This is a genomic window from Mycobacterium helveticum (assembly GCF_007714205.1).
In the GTDB taxonomy this organism is placed as follows: Bacteria; Actinomycetota; Actinomycetes; order Mycobacteriales; family Mycobacteriaceae; genus Mycobacterium; species Mycobacterium helveticum.
This window is the reverse complement of the sequence record NZ_VMQU01000229.1, coordinates 1-3,523: the sequence shown is the minus strand read 5'-3', so window position 1 is coordinate 3,523 and position 3,523 is coordinate 1. Positions and strand designations below refer to the sequence as shown.

The window sequence follows — 3,523 nt, the reverse complement described above, 5'->3', positions numbered from 1 at the left end:
ATTCTGTGGAATCAAAATTGTCAAGTTCACGAGGATTTCCCGGTTCGGATCTGCGCGATCGGCAGCATGGTCGCGGTCGCAGGCGTGCCGAGCTCGCGCGGGGTGGGTCCAGCGGGAGTGGGTACGTCGGCGAGCCGGTCGAGCAGTGCGGCGACGGCGGTGTGCCCGTCGTCGACGGCGGCGCGTTCGTCGTCGGTGAGCGGAATGCTGGCGAGCATGCGCTGGAGGTTGCCGCTGGCCTCGAGCAGCTGGGCTTTGGTGGAGTCTTTCGGGGTGTAGAAATCGCAACGGGCGCAAGCCATCCGGTGCGGGCACTGCTCGAAGAAGCTGTAGGTGCACCAGCCGTGGCCGAGGTCGTAGTGCTGCCAGGGTTCGCCGGCGGCGGCCGCGCCGGAGGTGACGGCGTCGCGGTCGATGAGGACCTCGATGGCGCGGACGTTGCGGGCGAAGTATCCGGCCTCGGAGTAGGCCTTGGACAGCGTGTGCGGGGTGATCTTGGCGTAGTGCTGGGTGGTGTTCGGGGTGCGGTGCCCCAGCCAGGCCTGCAGCTCGAACAGCGTCATCGGCTCCTTGGCGTTGTAGAGCTGGCTGGCGATGGTGGATCGGGCTCGGTGGCTGGTGATGTTGCCGCGGACATCGGTGGTGGGGACGCCGGCCTTGCCGCATAGCGCTGGGATGATGGTGTGGTTTATGTACTCCTTGGCGACGGGCTGGGCGCGCACCGAGAACAGCATGTCGACGCGCTCGGAAGTCTTGCGGTCCAAACGCTTCGGCTGGTCGGGCCGCAATGCCTGCCAGGCCTCGATGGCTTGGCCGACGATCGGGTCGACGGGCTTGGTGAACGCGGTGCCGGTCTTGTGCACTGGCACGTCGAGCAGGCAGACCGCGTCCTCGGCGAGGATGTCGCGGGAGTCGCCCGCGATGGGCAGGCCGTCGTGCTGCCAGCGGATGCATCCGACCCGCAGCCGGGAGATCTCGTCGCTGCGCAGCCCGGAGAACAGCCAGGTCAGCGTGACCGCACGGATCAGCTCCATCGGGTAGAAGGTGTTGGCGGAGTTGCCGGGCAGGTCGGCGGGAGCGAGGTTGAGCCCCGCCCACAGCAGTTTCGCCCATACGTCGTCGGCGATGACGCGCGGGTTGGTGCCGATCAGCGCGGCGATGCTGCGTGGCAGGGCCAGTGCCCGGTTCGGGTCGAACCGGCGTGGGATCCACTCCCATTCCTGGCAGTCGCGGAAGAAGGTGCGGGTGGCCGTGAGGTTGTGTGCCTTGGTGCGCGGGGAGACCGGCTCGCCGACGCGGTCGCCGAGCGCGTCACGGCGTTGGACCCAGTCCCCGACGCTCATTCTGTCGACAGCGGCGACCCAGGCGGCGCAGGTCGCTCGGGTCCACTGGCCAGGGTCGGTGGTCTGCGGGTGCTCGACGGCCAGCCAGCGGCCGGTCTTGGCCAAGATGGTGCGGATGACCCTGCGCACCTTCGGCGTCAGCGTCGAGGTGGCGTACCAGCGTTCGATCCACTCGGCCCATACTGGGTCGGCGCCTTCGATGTCGCGGGCGTGGTTGTAACCGGTGCGCACGGGTGGATCGCAGTGACCCAGCTCGGCGACCACCCGTTGCAGCGCATACAGCATCGACCCCTGATGCCCGTCGGTCGCCGGATGCGCTCGCAGCGCGTCGAACGCCGTCGTGGTCAGTTCCTCAAGCCGGGGACTGCGGTTGAGCAGCAGGGCCTGGCTGAACACGCCCCGCATCCGGCTGCTGGTGCCCTCGCTGATGTGGTATCCCCACCGGTTGAGCACCTCCTCGGCGCAGCACATCGCTTCATCCACCGCGGGCTCGCCGAATATCAAGCAGGCCAGGTGAAGTCGGTTGAACATGCCCAGGTGATGGAAGTCGGTGAACCCGCCGAGCAGATACGCCAGGGCCACCACGAACGGTCGCACCGTCGAGTCGGTCGGCAGCGACTGCGCGGCGACGAACTCGCGGGCGCTGCCCCCGCACAGCCGCGCCCACTCCCACGTTGTCCAGCCCCACCAGCTACGGCCGGTGTCGGCGCAGTGCTGCAACACGATCGCCGCCGCTTGCCTACCGGCGCGACGGAACCGGACGTGATCACCGTGATGCAACCCAGCTACGGCCGCCTCCAGCGGCTCGGTCAGCCGGGTCAGCGCACGCCAGTGCGGCGCGGTTCGCCGCGGGATGCCCACGGCCTTGTTGCGGCGCAGTCCTTGCCGCCCGATTGCGAGCAGCGCCGCGGTCTCCTTCTCGCTCAACGCGATCCGGCGATCCCAGCGCCTGTGACCGGACAGACCTTTAACCGTCGGGTTTGTGGCGGTGGCGGCACGCTGCGCCGCCGCGACGACGGTCATACCGGTGCGTCCTGCCCGACTCCGGGTCCGGTGAGCATGCCGATGCGCCACGCGTGGATCTGCACCATGGAGGAGTTCAGCTTCGCCGACAACTCGCGCCCGGACAGGTGGATGTACTGCAGTGTGGAGTCGGTGCTGCGATGCCCGGCGAACGTGGCGATCGTGTGCAGCTCCCAGCCCATCCTGGCCAAGTCTGTCAAGCACAGGTGCCGTGTGGTATGGGTGGAGAACCGAGGAACGTTGGCCGCCAACGCGATTCGCCGCACCACCTTCGACCACGTCCACAACGTGATTGGTTCGGCGAGGTTGCGGTGCGACTCCGATAGGAACAAACCACCCCGGGCCCGGCTCAGCGTCGCCCGGTGCGCCAGGTACTGCGACAGCAACACACCCGTGGGCGCCGAGTACGGCACCACCCGTTCTCGGCGGGTCTTGGTGGTCTCCGCACGCACCCGCAGAGTGCGGTGCGCCGGGTCGAGATCGTCGCTGCGCAGTGAGCACAACTCCTCCCGCCGCAGCGCCGCGTCGTAGGCCAGCGCGAGCATCACCCGATTCCGGATTGGCTCGTCGGCGACCACGCCCAGCAGTTTCAGCCAATCGGCCTCACTCGGGATCCACGGCAGCTTCACCATCCGCGGCACCAGCGCGCTCGCCCGACTGCCAGACGCCCGACCCGGTGTATAGCGGCCCCGGCCAACAGGATTCGACTCACGCACGCCTTCTTCGACCAGGAAGTCGTAGAACAATCGAACCGGCACCAGGCGCTGCTGCAGGGTCGCGTTCGCCAGCCCCGCCCCCGAGTCCAGCGCCACCACGTTGGTGCCGCGCCGACTCGGCCGCGATGTCAACTCCCGCACGAACAAAGCCACCTGCGCCCGGGTCGCGGTGAGCGGGTCGATCCCCTCCCGTTCACAGACCTGCAGATACTCCGCCAAGCCCCGCGCATACGCATCCATGGTTCGCGGTGCACGCCCCAGATCGGTCCAGATCTGCAGCCACTCCACTGCCCGATCGTGCCGACCGAGCACCGGCCACTTCTCCACCAGCGCCACAGTCATCCCCGACCCATCGTCGCCCGACAAAGCTGATCCGTGACGCTACGGGGCCGAGAAGCGATCCTCACCGACCGACACACGTCTGATTCCACGTAACTTATA

At 68.0% G+C, this 3,523-nt stretch carries 2 protein-coding genes; both read right to left on the bottom strand.

What is annotated here, in order from left to right; all coding sequences use genetic code 11:
- Positions 1 to 26: 26 nt before the first annotated feature.
- Positions 27 to 2,366: a tyrosine-type recombinase/integrase gene (locus FPZ47_RS26870; protein WP_210420028.1), complete on the bottom strand. Its 2,340-nt coding sequence runs from the start codon at positions 2,364 to 2,366 to the stop codon at positions 27 to 29.
- On the bottom strand, positions 2,363 to 3,424 hold the full coding sequence (locus tag FPZ47_RS26865) for a tyrosine-type recombinase/integrase (RefSeq protein WP_144957246.1): 1,062 nt from the start codon (positions 3,422 to 3,424) through the stop codon (positions 2,363 to 2,365). Before FPZ47_RS26865 ends, FPZ47_RS26870 begins: the two co-directional genes overlap by 4 nt.
- Positions 3,425 to 3,523: the final 99 nt, after the last annotated feature.